We start from the raw sequence: 18,107 nt of genomic DNA, 5'->3' as shown, positions 1-18,107 counted from the left end.
TTTACCGGACGGGTGAGGGCGCCGGTCAGGGGAGCGGGGCAGCCGTCGGCTGCCCCGCTCCCCCGCGCGACTCGGCGGCCGCGACGATCTCGGCCGCCAGCTCGGCCAAGGCTTCCGGGGCTCCGGTCACGCCTTGGAAGCCGGGGAAGGCGTTGACGTCGACGATGACCGGCCCGACCGGGGCGGCCAGCAGGTCGACGCCGTAGACGGACAACCCGAAAGCGTCACCGACGCGGCGGACGAGGGCGGACCAGTCCGGGGGCACCGCGTCCGGGGGGAGTTCGACGGTGCGCTTGGCGGCGGGTGGGTGGTCGACGCGGTGACCGGAGTCGACGGCGTCGGCAGGCTCCGCAGGCTCGGCCGTCGACGCAAGTCCCGACGCCCCGCGGGCGGTCGGCGAAGCCGGGCGCTCCGAGGCCCCCGCCACGCCCACCGGCGGCAACCGCAGCCCCGCAAACACGCGGTCGCCGATCACCCAGAACTTGTGGTCCCACCCGTCCCCGTCCGCGAAGTCCTGGACGACCAGCGGCTCGTCGGCCCACGCCGCAGCAGCAGCGGCAAGCTCGCGGGGCTTGCCGACGACCGGTACGGGGTTGCTCCGACCACTGTGCCGGCTCTTGAGCACGAACCGCCGCGACTCCCCCGCCCGCTCTTCGGCCCACTCGACCACACCCTGCCGCCCCGCAAACGCCACCGTCACCGGGAACGGCAGCCCCGCACCCTGCGCGACCCGCGCCATGGCCACCCGATCAAGACAGGCCTCGGTAGCCGCCGCCGAGTTGACCACGCGGACACCCTGGGCTTCGGCCCTCCGCGCGAGCCGCAACGCGTCGCCCTCACGGGACTTGAGGAGATAGAGGACGGCCGCATCGTGCCCCGTGAACGGTTCCCGCGGGTGGACGAACTCGACCGCGCAGCGCGCCCGTTGACCCACGCGCGGATCACGGGCGCGGGGAACGGCGGCGGGGAGTCGCGGCAACGCATCACCCAGGGGCGCTGCTTGCGGCACACCAGGATGCAGGCCGTCAGGGTCGCCAGGCGCCCCGATCACCCCGCCGGCTCGGGCGATTCCGCGCAGTCCTGGTCCCTGCAGCGACCACGCGGCGGGCGAGTCGACGAGCATGCCGGTCCCGGAGGCATCGGCCGCTCGATCGCGATCACCGCCGACGCCGACGCGCCCGCTGCCCGAGACTGCCTCCCCCGCCACCAGCCGCGCGAACGCCGCCAGGGTGGGGTGGTTCGGCCGGTCACTGATGACGCGGACGACGGGGAGGGCGGTCACGCGCACGCCTTGCGGTCGACGGCAACCACGGCGTGCGCCGGGGCCGAGCGGGCACCGGCAGGGTGGCGACCGTCGCCGAGCCGACGGATGGCCACCACGCCACCCGCCACTCTCCCGCTCACGCCCGCACCTTGCGCCCCGCCGCCACGGCCGCCCGGACCGTCGTCCCTCCGCCGACCGTGCCCGTTGCCACGCCACCGCCACCGGGCGGCAGTTCCGTGCCCCGCGCCGCATCGGCCAGGCGCAGCACGGTGGATGCCACGCGCGCGACCGCGTCCGGGACGGCGCGGAAGCTGGGGAAGTCGTTGACGTCGACGATGGTCCAGCCGTCGGGGCCTTCGACCGCGTCGACGCCGAAGAGGTCGAGGCCGTAGACCTCGCCGATGCGGGTGACGGCTTGGGCGAGGTCGTCGGGGAGGGGCACTTCGCGGGCGGTGATGCGGCGGTCGGGGTGCAACGGGGAGGTGCGGACGGTGGCGTGGAGGTCGCCGCCGAGGCTGTACACCTTGTAGTCGACGCCGGGGTTGGGGACGTACGGCTGGACGAGGAGGAAGCCTTCGTCGCGGAGTTCGCGGCGGACGGTGTCGAGGTCGCGGGGGTTGCGGACGAGGTGGACGGCGCGGCCGCTGTTGCCCGCGACGGGTTTGACGACGAGCGGGCCGCCGGCCGTGTCGAGTTCGCCGAGGAGGGCGGCGGAGGCGGCGAACCGGGTTTCCGGGAACGGGAGTCCGTGGCGGCGGGCGAGGGCCGCGCCGACGGCTTTGTCGCGGACGGTATGGACGGCGCGGGCGTCGTTGATGGTGGTGATGCCGACGGCCGCGGCGGCGTCGAAGAGGCTGAGGCCGGGGCCGCCGGAGACGGTTTTGAGGACCCAGGCGTCGTGGCCGCGGGCCAGGAGGGCGTCGAGGTCGACGATGCCGCGGCCGGGTTCGACGACGTCGATTCGGTGGCCCCAGGTCCGGAGTCTGCGTACGACCGCCAGCGGCATTCCGTCGTGCCGGTACTGGTCCTCGACGAGAAAACAAAGCCTCAACGCGCCCGCCCCTTGTTCACGTTCCGAGCCCCACCCCTGGGTGCTGTCGGAGTCACGTTTTCATGCCTAGGCGGGCTCGCGCACACGCACCCGGCATTTGCTCCGGACGGTGCGCGGACGGGACAGCACCACACGATGCCGACCATGGGCACGATGTCCGTGCACTCCGTCCGCACGGCGCCGACGGTCACCCCCGCCGTGCCGGCATCCCCCCTTCCGGACCCGGCAGCCACCCGCAGCCCACCAACGAAGTCGACGGCCGGCGCGCCCACTTCGGGCGGATACGCGCACCACTGCCCGCCGACGGACGCTCAGGCGGCGAACCCCAGCAGCTTCGGCAGCTCCCGCATGTCGTGGAACACCGTCGTGTCCGGCCCCACCAACCGCTCCCCCGGCGTCAGGCCGCCCGCGAAACCGAACGCCCGCATCCCCGCCGCGCGAGCCGCCTCCACCCCGAACCGACTGTCCTCGATCACCACACACGCCGCCGGATCGACACCCATCCGCTCCGCCGCGTACAAGAACACATCCGGCGCCGGCTTGCCGCGCGCCACCTCCGTCGAGCTGAAGATCCGGCCCTCGAACCGCGGCCACAGCCCGGTCACACCCAACGTGTGCCGCATCTTCACGTGATCCCCGCCCGACGCGATACACGTCGCCACATGCGGCAGGATCCCGTCGAGTGCGTCGGCGATCCCGTCCACCAGCGGCAGACCCGCGTCGACCTCCTCGCGGTGCCGCCGATGGAACCACTCGTCCCACCGCGCACCCGCGCCGTCCCCCAACTGCTCCTCGACGATCGCACCGATCGACTGCGCCGAGCGCCCGATGAAACGCCGGACGATCTCCCCGTCGTCCAACGGCCACCCCATGCCCGCCAGCACCTCGCGCTGCACCCGCACCGCGATCCGCTCCGAATCGACGAGCACCCCGTCGCAATCGAAGATCACCAGGCGCACCGGGCCGGACGAGGTCATCGCGTCGATCATGGCCCCAGCCTACGAGACCCCCGCACGGGCCCGGACACGGCCAAGCCCCGGCCGCCCGTGACGGGCGGCCGGGGCCGGGTACAGCCGCAGACTCACATCGACGACTTCAGCAGCGCGAACACCGCGCCCTGCGGGTCCATCACCACCGACATCCGCCCCGCAGGCATGTCGAACGCCGGCTGCAGCAGCGTGCTGCCCGCATGCACCGCCGCCGCCGTCGTGCTGTCCGCATCGTCCACCGCGAAATACGTCAGCCAATGCGACGGCATCTCGGCCGGCATGTCCGGGCCGATCTGCTGCGCACCCGCGCACACCCGGCCGCCCGCGAGCATGCCCTGGTAGCTCGGCATCTCCGGCATCGACTCGAACTTCACGCCGAACACCGCCTCGTAGAACGGCACGGCCTTCGCCAAGTCCCGCGTGTTCAGTTCGTTCCACACCAGCGTGCCCGGCTCGTTCACCCGCGTCGCACCGAAGAACGTCAGCGGCTCCCACGCACCCACGACCGCACCCGACGGGTCCGCACAGACCAGCATCTTGCCCTTGTCGCCGACCTGCATCGGCGGCATGAACAGCGTGCCGCCGTTCTGCTCCACCTTCGCGGCCGTCCGCTCGATGTCGTCGACCGCCAGATACGTCGTCCACACGGTCGGCGGCGGCGGAGCACCGTCCATCGACATCGCCGGGCCGATACCCGCGACCGCACGGTCGCGCAGCTCGCAGATCGCATACCCGCCGAACTCCGGCGGACCGACCTCGCCGTGCCAGCCGAGGAGGTCCTCGTAGAAATCGATCGCCGCCTGCTGGTCCGACGCCATCAGGTCGACCCAACACGGGGTGCCCTGCGTGTACCGCTCGTTGATCTCGGCCATGCCGCTCCGCCTCCGGGGATGAGGAGTCCGCCGCGCTGGAAATGCTGACAGACCCACCCAATGTGCCCCGCAGGGTGCGGCCACGCCACTGGACACGCCCGCGCGGGGGACACCGGAACGAGGCACCCGCACCCGGACACGGCTCAGGCCCGCGCCTCCCCGCGCGGACGCCGCAACTGATGCCGCACCGCACGCTGCGTCAACGGCCCCATCTTCTCCAGCAGCCCGAACAACGCCCCCAGTTGGTCGAGTGCGTCGAATGCCCGACCGGTGCCCTCCGCGTCCACCCCCGCATACAACTCCAGGCCGATGAACGCCGCCGCCACCGCACGCGCCAGCCCGGGCACGTCCAGGCTCCCCGCCAGCGGCGTCGACCCCAGCACCCGCGTGAGCACGTCCTCGATCTCCGCCGCCCACAACCCCAGCCCCGCCGCCGTCGCCCGCGCCAGCGCCGGCTCGGTCTGCGCCCCCGCCAACATGTGCCCCAGCACGACGAGGTCCCCGTGCTGCTCGTGCCGGATCGTCCGGCTCAACGCCAGCAAGTCCGCCATCGTCGCCACCCCGGCGAACCGGTCGCGGTAATGCGCGACGTGCTGCTCGGTCCCATACGTGCAGGCCGCCGCGAGCAGCTCGTCGAGCGTGCCGAAGTGGTAGAAGATCAGCGCCTGGTTGACGCCCGCGGTCGCCGCGATGCTGCGGGCCGAAGTACCGGACAGGCCATGGGCGCGGAGCGTGTCCAAGGTGCCTTGCAGCAGTTTGGCCCGGGTGGTGCTCATCGTGGTGACCGGTCTCCGTCCGGGGTCGCGCGATCGTGGGGTCCCAGCAAGCGCCCGCCGCCGACCCGGCCGGACCCGGCCTCGCGGTCAGCTGCGGATTTCCTCGCGCCGGGGCTTCACGTTAGCGGGCACCGGCATGTGCCCGAGGTCCAGGTACGACGCCGCGAACGTGCCCTCGTAGCCGAACAGCGGGCCCAGCAGCGGATTGGTGACCCGCACCTTGATCCGGAACCGGCCCGTGGCGTCGTCGAACGACTCCCGCACCAATGCCTGCCCGACCAACGGACGGGGCAGGCGTATGCCCAGCAGCCCCTCGTACAGGCGGTACGCACCGGAACGGATCTCCAGGCCGCCGGTCGGCGTCGCGGAGAAATGCAGGTCGACGGCCAAGTGCTGGTGCGTGCCCAGGTAGTCGACGACACCGCCGCGTTCCTCGCTGTAGACCATCGTCGCGTCGAAGCGGCGCGTACGGCGCGGCAGGCCGAACGTCCGGACGAACGACACCGACTCGCGGCCGAACCCGTCCACATACGGATAGTTCTCGATCCGGAACGGCACATCCGTCCCGGCCTCGGCCAGCAGGATGTTCCGCCGGTCACCCACCGCCAGGAACGGTGCCAGCAGCAGCCGGGTCCGGGGCGTGCCCTGCCAGATCCGGCGCATCGTCCCGGTGCCGACGCACGCCTCTCCCGCGTCCAGGCCGACACCGAATCGGCGCCGCAGCTCCGGATGCAGCCGCCCGAAGTCCCGCCCGAGCGCACGGGCGAACATCGACACGGCCGCCGGACGACGGACGGGAACCAGGGTGCTCACGGGGCCTCCAAACGGGCCAGAGCCGCGGGCGGGGTCGCCGCACGGCGGTCGGGCGGGGTACGCCGGCACCGGCGCGCCGCCGGAGTACCGGGCAACGGCGGCACCAGCAGCGCCGTCCCCGCGGCAAGGCCGGTTATCGCCGCGGAGCCGGTCAGCCACGCCATCGCCGCAACACCGGAGACGCGCGCCGCGGCTTCGGCGGCGGCACGGCCGAACAGCCGTTCCGGCGACGCCCCCGTCTCCAGCCAGAGCCGCAGCCGGTCGAACGACCACGCGGTGGCCCAGCCCATGAGCGGGCGGACCAGGCGGTCGAGCGCACGGCCGCCGAAGCCGGGCGCGTAGTCGTAGCCGGTGAGGAAGCGGACGCCGTCGGCGGTGGGGATGTACCGCCAGTAGCCCCGGCCTTCGCGGATCGGCGAGAACCGGTGCGCGGACGCGAAGCGCAGCGACGACGCCCCTGTGCCGTCCGGCCGGCGGTGCTCCCCCGTCGTGGTGCCGCGGCCGTCGATCGTCATGCCGGGGCACACCCGGGTGGCGTACCGGAAGGACTGGTGGCGGCAGCGCCCGGGCCCGCGTTCGGGGCCCAGTTCGGAGATGGCGGTGAACCGGAGGTCCCAGCGCCGGTGCACGCCGGGTTCACGGGTGTGGTCCCACACGGCGTCGGGCGTCGCCCGGATGAAGGTCTCGATGTAGAGCGGCGGTGCGGGCATGGCGGTGTGTTCTCCCCGGGAGACGCGGGTTTTGAGCGTTCGCTCAAACACCACGGTAGAGGCTTTTGAGCAGACGCTCAAGTCCAGGACACCGGAGGTCGCCGCGAGGGGTTTCGGGGTGGGAACTTTGATACAAGCAAGGGCTTGTTACCTGTGATTGTCATACCGGGTAGGCGCACGCAAATACTTCACGCATTTATATAAACACGTGTTACAGTCGCGCTCGTGGCGCCGCCGACCGCGGCCCCCCTCCGACCGCGTTCCCCCTGGAGCCCCCGTGCCCGGACGTGTCCCCCCGACCGCGCCCCTCCCCCTCACCCCGACGCCGATCCACGTCCCCGACGCGGTCCTGGCCGACCTGCGCGCCCGCCTCGACCTCACCCGCTGGCCGGAGGACACCGGCAATGCCGACCGGTACTACGGAGTCGACCGGCCCACCCTGCAAGGACTCGTCGACTACTGGCGCGACACGTACGACTGGCGTGCCGCCGAAGCCGCGATCAACCGCTTCGCGCATTACCGCGTCGACATCGGCGGAGTACCAGTGCACTTCATGCACAAGCCCGGCGTCGGCCCGGATCCGGTGCCGCTGATCCTGTCGCACGGCTGGCCGTGGACGTTCTGGCACTGGGCGAAGGTCGTGGACGCGCTCGCGGACCCGGCCGCGCACGGCGGCGACCCGGCCGACGCCTTCGACGTCGTCGTGCCGTCACTGCCGGGCTTCGGCTTCTCCGCACCGCTGCCGGTGCACCCGGACATGAACTTCTGGAAGATCGCCGAGGTGTGGCACACCCTCATGACGGACGTGCTCGGCCACGCGAAGTACGCCGCGGGCGGCTGCGACGTCGGCGCCCTGGTCACCGGCCAGCTCGGCCACAAATACGCGGACGCGCTCTACGGCATCCACATCGGCTCCGGGCAGCGGCTCGACTTCTTCAACGGCGACCGCGGCTGGGACCTGTCCGGCGGACGGCCGATCCCCGAGGGCCTGCCCGACGCAATCCACCGCCAAGTCGTCGCCACCGAGAAGCGGTTCGCCGTGCACTTGGCCGCGCACACCCTGGCGCCGAGCACACTCGCGTACGGGCTCGCCGACTCCCCCGCGGGCATGCTCGCCTGGCTGCTCGACCGGTGGACGAACTGGAGCGACTGCCGCGGCGACATCGAAAACGTCTTCACGAAAGACGAGTTGCTGACGCACGCCACCATCTACTGGGCGACCGGGACCATCGGCAGTTCGATACGCACGTACGCGAACAACAACCGGTACCCGTGGACACCGTCGCACGACCGGCAGCCGGCCGTCGAAGCGCCGACCGGCCTGACGTTCGTCGCGTACGAGAACCCGCCGGGCGTCACCACCGGCGGGCGGGTCGACAGCTGGCTCGCCACCGACCGCGCGGCCTGGTACCGGCACACCAATCTCACCGCGCACGACCGCGGCGGCCACTTCATCCCGTGGGAGGTCCCCGACCTGTGGGTCGACGACCTGCGCCGCACCTTCCGGCCGCTCCGGCCGTCGTGAGCGGGCGGCGCCGGTCAGCTGCCGGACATGCCGTACACGCGGTCGATCGGCAGACGGATCACCAGGCGCCGTTCGTCGACCATCGCCCGCCGGAACTCGTCCCAGTCGGGATGCTCGCCGCGCACCGCGCGGTACAGGCCGACGAGTTCCTCGACGGTCGGGTCGCCGGCGTCGGCGGCGACCGGGGTGAGGTCGGCGGTGCCTTCGGCGACCGCGTAGGCCCACATGTCGTTCGTGGTCACGTGGAAGCTCGCACGCGGGTCGCGGCGGAGGTTGCGGGTCTTGGCGCGGTCGTCGGTCACCGAGATACGGAGCACGCCGAGGTCCGCGTTGGTGGCGTACTCGTAGGCCACGTTGGAGAGTTGGGGGCGTCCGTCGCGCTTGAGCGTGACCAGGACACCGCGCTTGTGCCGGCGGAAAAGGTCGAGAAGTGCGGAGTCGTCTGCCATGCGGCAATAGTGCCACCGCGCGGGGGCACGGCGAGGGCTCCGCGCCGGGCGCGGCGGGTGAACCGCCGCGGCCCGGCCCGGAGCCCCGCCGTGCTGGCCTGCCGTGCCTGTCGTGTCCGCAGTGTCTGCCGTGTCCGCGGTGCCGGGTCTAGAAGTCCTCGTCGAACGCCACGGTCCCGGTGACCGCGACCTGGTACGCCGAGACGCGCCGTTCGAAGAAGTTCGACAGCTCCTGCACATCTTGGAGTTCCATGAACGCGAACGGGTTCGCCGAGCCGTAGACCGGCGGCATGCCGAGCTGGGCGAGGCGCCGGTCGGCGACGTGCTCCAGGTAGGTGCGCATGTCGGCGACCGTCATGCCGGCCACTCCCCCGCCGAGCAGGTCTTCCGCGAACGCGGTCTCCGCGTCGACGGCTTCGGCGAGCATCCGGCGGACGTCGGCGGCGAGGTCCTCGTCGAACAGGCCGGGTTCTTCGGCGCGGACCGTTTCCACGACCTGGAAGGCGAAGTCCATGTGCGCGGACTCGTCGCGGAAGACCCAGTTGGTGCCGGAGGCGAGCCCGTTGAGGAGGCCGCGGGAGCGCAGGAAGTAGACGTACGCGAAGGCGCCGTAGAAGAAGAGGCCTTCGATGCACGCGGCGAAGCAGATGAGGTTGAGCAGGAACTGCCGGCGCTCGTCGCGGGTGGTGAGCTGTTCGAGGCCCATCGCGGAGTCGATCCAGCGGAAGCAGAACTCCGCCTTCCGGCGGATCGACGGGATGTGCTCGACGGCGGCGAACGCCTTCGCGCGCTCGTCCTGATCGGGCAGGTAGGTGTCCAGAAGGGTCAGGTAGAACTGGACGTGGACGGCTTCCTCGAACAGCTGCCGCGACAGGTACAGGCGCGCCTCGGGCGCGTTGATGTGCCGGTAAAGGTTGAGCACGAGGTTGTTGGCGACGATCGTGTCGCCGGTGGCGAAGAACGCGACCAGCCGCTGCACGAGGTGGCGTTCGGCGGGGCCGAGCCGGTCGAGGTCGGGCAGGTCGGAGTGCAGGTCGACTTCTTCGACGGTCCACGTGTTGCGGATCGCGGCCCGGTACTTCTCGTAGAAGTCGGGGTAGCGCATCGGCCGCAGGGTGAGGTTCATCCCCGGGTCGAGGAGCTTGGGGGCCGCCGTAACGGATGCGGTCGGGGTCACTGGCAGGCCTCGCAGGCTTCGGGGTTCTCCAGGGAGCAGGCGATGACGGATTCGTCGGCGAGCGGCAGGGCGGCCGGGGCCGCGGCCGAGGCGCCGCCGGAGCCGCCGGCGGCCGGCACGGTCGCCTGCTGGATCCGCGTCGCGGGACGGGACCGCAGGTAGTAGGTGGTCTTGAGCCCGGTCGACCACGCGTACCGGTACATCGACGACAGCTTGCCGATGGTCGGGTCGGCCATGAACAGGTTGAGCGACTGGGACTGGTCGATGTAGGGCGAGCGGGCCGCGGCCAGGTCGATGAGCGCGCGCTGCGGAAGTTCCCACGCGGTGCGGTAGAGCGCGCGGATGTCGTCCGGCAGTTCGGTGATGTCCTGGACGGAGCCTTCGGCGCGCTTGATGCGGTCGCGGATCTCGGCGGTCCACAGGCCGCGGGCCTTGAGTTCGCGGACCAGGTACGTGTTGATCTGGAGGAACTCGCCGGACAGGGTCTCGCGCTTGAACAGGTTGGACACCTGCGGCTCGATGCACTCGTACGCGCCCGCGATCGACGCGATCGTGGCGGTCGGGGCGACGGCGACGAGCAGCGAGTTGCGCAGGCCGTGCGCGGCGACGCGGGTGCGCAGCGCGGTCCAGCGGGCGGTCTGCGCCGGGGTGGCGCCGTCCCACAGGTCGGGCTGCAGGCGGCCGCGGGCGGCGTGCGTCTCGGCGAACGCCGGGTGGGGGCCTGCCGCGGCGGCGAGGTCGCAGGAGGTTTCCAGCGCGGTCAGGTAGATCTCTTCGGCGATGCGCGTGGAGATTTCCCGGGCTTCGGCGGAGTCGAAGGGCAGGCCGAGGCGGAAGAAGACGTCCTGGAGGCCCATGACGCCGAGGCCGACGGGGCGCCAGCGCGGGTTGGACGCGGCGGCCTGCCCGGTCGGGTAGTAGTTGATGTCGATGACGCGGTCGAGGAAGGTGACCGCGGTGCGGACGGTGGCGCGGAGCTTGTCCCAGTCCAGGCCGCCGTCGGCGACGTGCGCGCCGAGCTGGACGGAGCCGAGGTTGCAGACGGCGGTTTCGCCGTCGCTGGTCACCTCGAGGATCTCCGTGCAGAGATTCGACAGGTGGACGACGTTGCCGGGTTCGGCGGCCTGGTTGCAGGTGCGGTTGGCGGCGTCCTTGAAGGTCATCCAGCCGTTGCCGGTCTGCGCGAGGGTGCGCATCATGCGGGCGTACAGCTCGCGGGCCGGGAGTTGGCGGACGTAGCGGCCGTCGCGTTCGGCCTGTTCGTAGACGGCGTCGAAGGCCGGGCCCCACAGGTCGGGGAGTTCGGGCAGCTCGTTCGGGTCGAAGAGCGACCAGACGCCGTCTTCCTCGACGCGGCGCATGAACAGGTCGGGGATCCAGTTGGCCAGGTTGAGGTTGTGGGTGCGGCGGGCTTCCTCGCCGGTGTTGTCGCGGAGTTCGAGGAACTCCAGGACGTCGGGGTGCCACGGTTCGAGGTAGACGCAGGCGGCGCCCTTGCGGCGGCCGCCCTGGTTGACCGCCTGGACGGACGCGTCGAGGGTGTTGAGCCACGGGACGATGCCGTTGGAGTGGCCGTTGGTGCCGCGGATGAGCGCGCCGCGGGAGCGGACGCGGGTCCAGGCGACGCCGATGCCGCCGGCGAACTTCGACAGGCGGGCGATGCGGCCGTACATGTCGTAGATGGATTCGAGGTTGTCCTGCGGTGAGTCGAGCAGGTAGCAGGACGACATCTGGGTGTGGCGGGTGCCGGAGTTGAACAGCGTCGGCGAGCTGGGCAGGTAGGCCAGCGACGACATGAGGCGGTAGAAGGCGATCGCTTCCTCGGCGGTGCGCGAGAGGCCGCAGGCGACGCGCAGGAGGAAGTGCTGCGGGGTCTCCACGACGGTGCGGTGCACAGGGTGGCGCAGCAGGTAGCGGTCGTAGACGGTGCGCAGGCCGAAGTACTCGAAGCGGCGGTCGGCGCCCTCGGCGTTGGCGGTGTCGACGGCGGCGTCGAGGGCGGCGGCGTTCGCGGCGACGAAGTCGGCGGTGGTGTCGCCGATGAGGCCTTCGCGGTGGCCGAGGGCGATGCCGTCACTGAAGGCGGTGATGCCGTGCGCGGCGGTTTCGGCCGCGATGGTGCGGGCCAGGAGGCGCGCGGCGAGACGCGAGTACTCGGGTTCCTCGGCGATGAGTTCGGCGGCGGTGCGGACCGCGAGGGCGTCGAGGTCGGCGGCGGTGCCGCCCGCGTGGAGGCCGGCGAGGGCGCGGTCGGCGACCCGGGCGGGGTCGGTGTCGGACAGGTCGGCCGCGAGGGCGCGGACGGCGGCGTGCAGCGCGTCGGCCTTGGGCCCGGCGTCGGGTGCGGTGCCGGTCTGCGGACCGGGGTTGTGCGGCGTGCCGGTTTCGGCCGGGCGAGTCTGGGCGCGCGGAATCGCGCTGTCCATGACGGTCACGGGGCTCTCTCCTCGCGAGCTTGAACGTGCGGTGACCACCGTGCGCGCTCGCGGACAGTGCGGCGCGTACGGGCGGCTGGCAGGTCTTCGGACTTGCGGGCATGCCGGACTGCGGCACACGGAGGTGTGCCGGGGTACGGAGGTCCTAGTGGCCGTCGCTTCCCCCGGGCGCGGGCCCGGAGTGCTTGGTGACGGCGGTCGTTCCCGCTCACCGCTGCGGGGGCAGTCCCGGTTTCGCACCGGGTTCCCTCTTCCCAAGGCGCAAATGCCACCTGACGGGGCATCAGTTCCTTTTCGCCGCCCGCTCCGACTGCTTGGAGCGGGCGAACCAGCTGCGAGCAGGAGCATATATGTAGTGGGTGAGGCCGCGTGCGACCCCTAGTGGTTGTGTCCGGCGTGTCGCGAAGGTCGGCCTCTCGGGAAGGGTCTTCCGCCCGGGACTACTCCCGGGTATGTTACCCGGGGTAACACCCGATGCTCCTCCCTTTCTGCGCCTCACTTTCGTCCCCCACAGCCCGACCCCCGGGAAGGCGGTCCCGCATGGCGACCCCGCTCACGGATGCACCGGCCGGCACGACCGGCGCCGGCATCGACGGCTACCGCGCCGTCCAGCGCCTCGCGTACGACTGCGCCGAAGCGGTCGCGGCCGAACTGCGCCCGGGCACCACCGAGCGCGAGGCCGCGGCGATGATGCGGCGGTGGCTCACCGACCGCGGCGTCCGCGACTGGCTGCACCTGCCGTTCGCCTGGTTCGGCGACCGCACCGCGTTCACCGGCTTCAAGGTGCCGCTGCAGTTCTTCCCCACGAACCTGCGGCTCACCGAAGGCATGCCGTTCATCCTCGACGCCGCACCCGTCCACAACGGCTACACCGCCGACATCGGGTACGCCAGCTCCCTCGGCCCCAACCCGGTCGTCGACCGGCTCCTCGACGACCTGGCCACCCACCGCGCCTTCATCGTCGAGGCCGTCCGCGCCGGCCGCACCCTACGCCAGATCTACCTCGACGTCGACGCCCTGATGGCCCGCCAGGGCTACGAGAACCGGCACCGCGCCTACCCGTTCGGCGTCATCGCGCACCGCGTCGGCAAGGTCGCCGACGCCCGGCTGCGCCCGCACGCCTTCGGCTTCGGGCAGAACGCCCTGCGCGGCCTGCTCAAGGACGGCATCCGCGGCCACCGCGAGGGCTGGTCGCCGCTGTGGAACCCGCGCAAAAGCTCCGGCCACCCGGCCACACCCGGCCTCTGGGCGGTCGAACCACACCTCGGATTCCGCGGCGTCGGCGCCAAGTTCGAGGAACTGCTGGTGGTGACCGAGGACGGCGACGCGTACTGGCTCGACGACGACCTCCCGCACGTGCACCGTTGGGCCGACCGCGGCCTGTACGGGGCCGAACTCACCGGCACCGGGGCCGGATTCCCGGCTCCCGCCGGCACCGCCGCCGACCTGTCCGCCGTCACCGAGGAGGCCGCCGCGTGAGCGCGCTGCACGACCTGCCCGGCGCCCGCCGCTTCGACGTCGAAACGCCCGACGGGGTCCGCCTGGCCGCCGTGGAAGCCGGCCGCGCCGACGGCCCCACCGTCGTCCTGGTGCACGGCTACCCGGACACCAAGGAGATCTGGGGCGACGTCGCCGCCCGCCTCGCCGACCGGTTCCGCATCGTCGCGTACGACGTGCGCGGCGCGGGCGGATCCAGCCGTCCCGACGCCACCTCCGCCTACGTCCTCCAGCGGCTTGCCGACGACTTCGAAGACGTCCTGGACGCGGTCGCCCCCGAAGGCACCGTCCACCTCGTCGGACACGACTGGGGCTCCGTGCAGGCCTGGGAGTTCGTGACCACGCCGCGCATCGCCGGACGCATCGCGTCGTTCACCACGATCTCCGGGCCGAGCCTCGACCACCTGGCCCTGGTCACCCGCGAGGGCCTGGCCAAGCCGACACCGAAGCGGCTGTCGCGCAACCTCGAGCAGATGTTCCGCTCCTGGTACGTGTACGCCCTGCACGTCCCCGTCGCCCCCGAACTCGCCTGGCGCGGCATCCTCGGCAAGCACTGGCCCGCGATGATGCGCCGCAACGAGAAGACCCTCGGCGCACCCGAACCGTCGCTGCCCGAGGACGCCGCATTCGGCGCCAAGCTGTACCGCGCGAACGTGCGCCACCGCATGGCCGCCCCGCGCCGCGACGCCACGACGGACATTCCGGTGCAGCTCGTGGTGCCGGACCGCGACAAGTTCCTCGCCAAGCGCCTCTACGACGAACTCGACCGCTTCGCCCCCAACCTGACGCGCCGCCAAGTCTCCGGCGGGCACTGGGTCCCGCGCACCCGCCCCGACCTGCTCGCCCGGTGGATCGCCGAGTTCGTCGACCGCGTCGACGGCGACCCGGCCGGCCGCGGCGCGGCGCCGCTGCCCGCGACGGTCGCGGTCGCCAAGGGCCGCCGGGCACGCCGCGCCGCCGCGTACCGCAGCCGGTTCGCCGGCCAGCTCGCCGTCGTGACGGGCGCGGGCAGCGGCATCGGCCGGGCGACCGCGCTGTCGCTGGCCGAAGCCGGCGCGCGGCTGGTGCTGGTGGACCGCGACGCGGCCACCGCCGGACGCACCGCCGACCTGTGCGAGGTGCTCGGCGCGGCCGGGGCGCACCCGGAGGCGGTCGACGTGTCCGACGCCGACGCGATGGCGCAGTTGGCGGAGAAGGTGCGGGCCGTGCACGGGGTTCCGGACCTGGTGGTGAACAACGCCGGTATCGGCATAGCGGGGTCGTTCCTGGACACCACACCCGAGGAATGGAAGCGCACGCTCGACGTGAACTTGTGGGGCGTGATCCACGGGTGCCGGCTGTTCGGCGCGATGATGGCTGAGCGCGGGCAGGGCGGGCACATCGTGAACACCGCGTCCGCGGCGGCCTTCCAGCCGTCGAAGTCGCTTCCGGCGTACTCGACGTCGAAGGCCGCGGTGCTGATGCTGAGCGAGTGCCTGCGCGCCGAGTTCGCGGCCTACGGCATCGGCGTGACGGCGGTCTGCCCGGGGTTCGTGGCGACCGGGATCACCGGGGCGACCCGGTTCGCGGGGACGAGCGCGGAGCAGGAGCGCTCGCTGCGGGAGAAGACCACCAAGGCGTACCAGCGGCGCGGCTACCCGCCGGAGAAGGTCGCCGACGCGATCCTGCGCGCGGTCGCGGAGAACACCGCGGTGCAGCCGGTGACGCCGGAAGCGCATGCGGCGCGCGCCGCGTCCCGGTTCACGCCGCGCGTGCTGCGCGCACTGGCGCGGGTGGACTTGCCGAAGTGACGTGCCGCCGATCGGGCATGTGGAGGTTTGCGTAATGAGCACATCGCTGGGCTTGCCGGCATCCGGATCCGCGTCCGTGTCCGATACGCCGATCCGGCCGCGCCGGGTGGCCTTCGACTGGGCGGACACGCCCGTCCACTGGATCCCTGGGGACGCGCCGACGACGCACCTGATCAACGTCCTGCATCTGCTGCTGCCCGCCGGGGAGAAGTGGTTCGTGCAGGTCTACAAGGAAGCCCTGCCGTTCATCACGGACGAGAAACTGCGCGAGGACGTGCGCGGGTTCATGGGGCAGGAGTCGGTGCACTCGTACTCGCATGCGGCGGTGCTGGACCACTTGCGGGCGCAGGGCATCGAGACGCGCGGGTACACGCGGCGGCTGGAGTGGTTCTTCTTCGACTTCCTGGGCGACAAGCCGTACATGCCGATGCCGAAGCACGAGTGGCTGCGGGTGCGGCTGTCGATCATCGCCGCGATCGAGCACTTCACCGCCCTGCTCGGCAAGTGGGTGCTGGAGGCCGAGGCCTTGGACGCCGTCGGCGCGGATCCGATGATGCTCGACCTGCTGCGCTGGCACGGTGCGGAGGAGGTCGAGCACCGCTCGGTGGCGTTCGACCTGTACCAGCACCTCGGCGGGCCGATGCGGTACGCGCGGCGGGTGGAGGCCATGGCGTTCACGGCACCGATCCTGCTGGGGCTGTGGCAGATCGGCGCGAGCTATCTGATGCGCAACGACCCGACGATCCCGGACACCCGCTACCGGCTGCGGGACATGGCGCGGGCGTCGGCGGAGGGCGTGGCGCCGAGCTACTGGATGCTGGTGAAGGCCATTCCGCGGTATCTCGTGCCGTCGTACCACCCGGAAGGCGAGGCGTCGACGCAGGCGGCGATCGACTACCTGGCGACCTCGCCCGCCGCGCTGGAGGCGGAACGGCGCGCGGCGGAGCGCCGGGGGCGGTTGAGCGCTTAGCGCACGGTCAGTCGGCGGGCCCCGGTGCGCGGTCGGTCCAGGGCTTGCGGAGCGGGTAGCGGGCCATGCCGACCGATGCGGGGGCGGTTTCGGTGAACCCGTACTTCTCGTACAGGTACTTCGCGTCGCCGTCGGCGATCAGCGAGACGTAAGCCGCGTCGGGGGCGCGGCGGTCGATTTCCTCGCTGAGTGCTTCCATGATGCGTTTGCCCAAGCCGAGGCCCTGGTGTCGGGGCAGCACGCAGATGTCGGTGACCACGAAGAAGCAGCCGTCGTCGCCGACCAGGCGCCCCATGCCGACGGGTTCGCCGCGGTGGTACAGCACGACGCCGTACAGCGTGTTCGGCAGTCCGCGCTCGGCGGCCTCGCGGGACATGCCGCCGAGACCGCAGGCCGGGCGCAGCGCGAGGTACGTGTCGACGGAGGGGGTTTCGGAGCGGAGGTCGAAGGCATCGGCCGGGTCTTCCGCCGGCGTCTCGCCGCGGGCTTCGGCGGGGAGGGGCGCGTCGGTCATTCGGCCGAGTGTAGAGCGGCGCGCCGACATGCCCCCGGGGCGGATCCGCGGGTGACTGTGGTCACTCCTCCGGCGTGTTCGCGTTGCCGATCGGGCGCGGCACGGTGACCATGAGCCAGAGACAGCCGACCATTCGGGGCATCCCCGCCAATCGGCGCAAAGCCGCTGCCGGCCGCGGACGCGTTCCGGCGGACGGCCGGGCATCCGGACGGATGCCCGGCCGGGGCATTCGATCGGGCCAGGAGGACAGTGTGCGCGCGGTAGCCGTCGCAAAGCCTGCGGGCGAACCGGAACTCATGCGGTTGCCGGCGCCGGAGCCCGGTCCCGGCGAGGTGCTGGTGAAGGTGGTCGCGGCGGGGCTCAACCCGCTCGACTGGAAGCTCGCGGACGCGGCCGGGCGCGGCCAGGCCGAGGCGGTGTACCCGCTGATCTACGGCGTGGACTTCGCGGGCAAGGTGGCGGCGCTGGGACCGGGCGTGACGCGGTTCGCGGAAGGCGACGCGGTCTTCGGGCAGCCGAAGCAGGGTGCGGTCGGCGCGTACGGCACGTATGCCGAGTACGTGATCGCGGCCGAGGACGGCGTGATCGCGCACGCCCCCGCCGCGCTGCCCCTGCCGCTGGCCGCGGCGCTGCCGACCGCGGGTCAGACGGCGATGTCGCTGCTGGACGCGGGCGGGGTGGGCCCCGGGCAGACGCTGCTGCTGGTCGGCGCGGCGGGCGGCGTCGGCTCGTTCGTCACCCAGTTGGCGGCGGCGCGGGACGTCCGGGTCGTCGCGGTGACGCGCGGCGTCGGCGAAACCGAGATGGGCGCCCTCGGCGCGGCCGAGACCCTGGACGCGCAGGAGGGCCCGCCGACCGAGCAACTCCGCGAGGCGTTCCCGGACGGCGTCGAAGCCCTGGTCGACCTGGCGTCGGGCGCGGAGCAGTTCGCCGAGTACGCGATGCTCGTCGCGGACGGCGGCGTGGCGATCAGCACGGTGCACAGCGCCGACCCGCAGTCCCTGGCCGCCCGGAGCGTGGAAGGCGTGAACTTCGTCGTCGCCCCGGACGCGGACCTGCTGGCCAGGTTGGCCGCGGAGGTGGACGCGGGCCGGGCGACGGTGCGCCTGGACGCGCAGGTCCCGCTGGCGGACGCCCCGGACGCGGTGGCGCGGAACCGGGCGGGCCGGGCTCGGGGGAAGACGGTCATTCTGGTCTGACGCGGTGGGATGGCGCCCGGCTCGCGGGCGCCGTCCGGCCGAGCTCTCCCCGCTCCCTGCTGAAGTCTCCCCCCGC

The 18,107-nt window shown here is 72.2% G+C and carries 16 protein-coding genes and 1 riboswitch; of the genes, 5 read left to right on the top strand and 11 right to left on the bottom strand.

Going from position 1 to position 18,107, the window contains the following annotated elements; all coding sequences use genetic code 11:
* Positions 1-25: 25 nt before the first annotated feature.
* The 7 genes from ABEA93_RS22300 to ABEA93_RS22270 form a co-directional block, all read right to left on the bottom strand.
* On the bottom strand, positions 26-1,282 hold the full coding sequence (locus ABEA93_RS22300) for an ATP-grasp domain-containing protein (RefSeq protein WP_345677450.1): 1,257 nt from the start codon (positions 1,280-1,282) through the stop codon (positions 26-28).
* Positions 1,283-1,400: 118 nt separating this feature from the next.
* Complete coding sequence (locus tag ABEA93_RS22295) at positions 1,401-2,315, bottom strand: ATP-grasp domain-containing protein (protein WP_345677449.1); 915 nt, start codon at positions 2,313-2,315, stop codon at positions 1,401-1,403.
* Positions 2,316-2,626: 311 nt separating this feature from the next.
* Positions 2,627-3,304 (bottom strand): HAD family hydrolase, encoded by a 678-nt coding sequence (locus ABEA93_RS22290; protein WP_345677448.1) that lies wholly within the window; start codon positions 3,302-3,304, stop codon positions 2,627-2,629.
* A gap of 92 nt (positions 3,305-3,396) precedes the next feature.
* Positions 3,397-4,176: a VOC family protein gene (locus tag ABEA93_RS22285; RefSeq protein ID WP_345677447.1), complete on the bottom strand. Its 780-nt coding sequence runs from the start codon at positions 4,174-4,176 to the stop codon at positions 3,397-3,399.
* Positions 4,177-4,319: 143 nt separating this feature from the next.
* Positions 4,320-4,952, bottom strand: coding sequence for a TetR/AcrR family transcriptional regulator (locus ABEA93_RS22280; protein ID WP_345677446.1), 633 nt, complete (start codon positions 4,950-4,952; stop codon positions 4,320-4,322).
* An 87-nt stretch (positions 4,953-5,039) separates the two neighbouring features.
* A complete protein-coding gene (locus ABEA93_RS22275; RefSeq protein ID WP_345677622.1) occupies positions 5,040-5,723 on the bottom strand; it encodes a DUF4166 domain-containing protein in 684 nt (227 codons plus the stop codon).
* A 38-nt stretch (positions 5,724-5,761) separates the two neighbouring features.
* Complete coding sequence (locus ABEA93_RS22270) at positions 5,762-6,475, bottom strand: SRPBCC family protein (protein ID WP_345677445.1); 714 nt, start codon at positions 6,473-6,475, stop codon at positions 5,762-5,764.
* A 277-nt stretch (positions 6,476-6,752) separates the two neighbouring features.
* On the opposite strand from ABEA93_RS22270, the gene ABEA93_RS22265 reads away from it, so the two are divergent.
* Positions 6,753-8,000, top strand: coding sequence for an epoxide hydrolase family protein (locus tag ABEA93_RS22265; protein ID WP_345677444.1), 1,248 nt, complete (start codon positions 6,753-6,755; stop codon positions 7,998-8,000).
* Positions 8,001-8,014: 14 nt separating this feature from the next.
* Here the strand turns inward: ABEA93_RS22265 and ABEA93_RS22260 are convergent, their stop codons facing one another.
* From ABEA93_RS22260 to ABEA93_RS22250, 3 genes are all read right to left on the bottom strand, one after another.
* The gene (locus ABEA93_RS22260) at positions 8,015-8,449 is read right to left on the bottom strand and encodes a PPOX class F420-dependent oxidoreductase (RefSeq protein ID WP_345677443.1); all 435 of its coding nucleotides are present in this window, start codon (positions 8,447-8,449) and stop codon (positions 8,015-8,017) included.
* Positions 8,450-8,597: 148 nt separating this feature from the next.
* The gene (locus ABEA93_RS22255; RefSeq protein WP_345677621.1) at positions 8,598-9,575 is read right to left on the bottom strand and encodes a ribonucleotide-diphosphate reductase subunit beta; all 978 of its coding nucleotides are present in this window, start codon (positions 9,573-9,575) and stop codon (positions 8,598-8,600) included.
* A gap of 47 nt (positions 9,576-9,622) precedes the next feature.
* Entirely contained in the window at positions 9,623-12,052 is a 2,430-nt protein-coding gene (locus ABEA93_RS22250; protein WP_345677620.1) for a ribonucleoside-diphosphate reductase subunit alpha, read from the bottom strand.
* A gap of 70 nt (positions 12,053-12,122) precedes the next feature.
* Positions 12,123-12,352, bottom strand: a riboswitch (cobalamin riboswitch).
* A gap of 249 nt (positions 12,353-12,601) precedes the next feature.
* Between ABEA93_RS22250 and ABEA93_RS22245 the strand changes: the two genes are divergently transcribed.
* The 3 genes from ABEA93_RS22245 to ABEA93_RS22235 are packed head-to-tail and all read left to right on the top strand — an operon-like array spanning position 12,602 to position 16,318.
* Entirely contained in the window at positions 12,602-13,540 is a 939-nt protein-coding gene (locus ABEA93_RS22245) for a M24 family metallopeptidase (protein ID WP_345677442.1), read from the top strand.
* Positions 13,537-15,348: an SDR family oxidoreductase gene (locus ABEA93_RS22240; protein ID WP_345677441.1), complete on the top strand. Its 1,812-nt coding sequence runs from the start codon at positions 13,537-13,539 to the stop codon at positions 15,346-15,348. Before ABEA93_RS22245 ends, ABEA93_RS22240 begins: the two co-directional genes overlap by 4 nt.
* Positions 15,349-15,382: 34 nt before the next feature.
* Positions 15,383-16,318: a metal-dependent hydrolase gene (locus ABEA93_RS22235; protein WP_345677440.1), complete on the top strand. Its 936-nt coding sequence runs from the start codon at positions 15,383-15,385 to the stop codon at positions 16,316-16,318.
* A gap of 7 nt (positions 16,319-16,325) precedes the next feature.
* Here the strand turns inward: ABEA93_RS22235 and ABEA93_RS22230 are convergent, their stop codons facing one another.
* Positions 16,326-16,832 (bottom strand): GNAT family N-acetyltransferase, encoded by a 507-nt coding sequence (locus tag ABEA93_RS22230; RefSeq protein WP_345677439.1) that lies wholly within the window; start codon positions 16,830-16,832, stop codon positions 16,326-16,328.
* Between the two features lie 251 nt (positions 16,833-17,083).
* Between ABEA93_RS22230 and ABEA93_RS22225 the strand changes: the two genes are divergently transcribed.
* Entirely contained in the window at positions 17,084-18,031 is a 948-nt protein-coding gene (locus ABEA93_RS22225) for an NADP-dependent oxidoreductase (RefSeq protein ID WP_345677438.1), read from the top strand.
* The last annotated feature ends 76 nt before the right edge of the window (positions 18,032-18,107 follow it).

Source organism: Yinghuangia aomiensis (genome assembly GCF_039542225.1).
GTDB classification, from domain to species: domain Bacteria; phylum Actinomycetota; class Actinomycetes; order Streptomycetales; family Streptomycetaceae; genus Yinghuangia; species Yinghuangia aomiensis.
The sequence above is the reverse complement of the archived record's forward strand: the minus strand, read 5'-3'. Positions and strand labels throughout refer to the sequence as shown.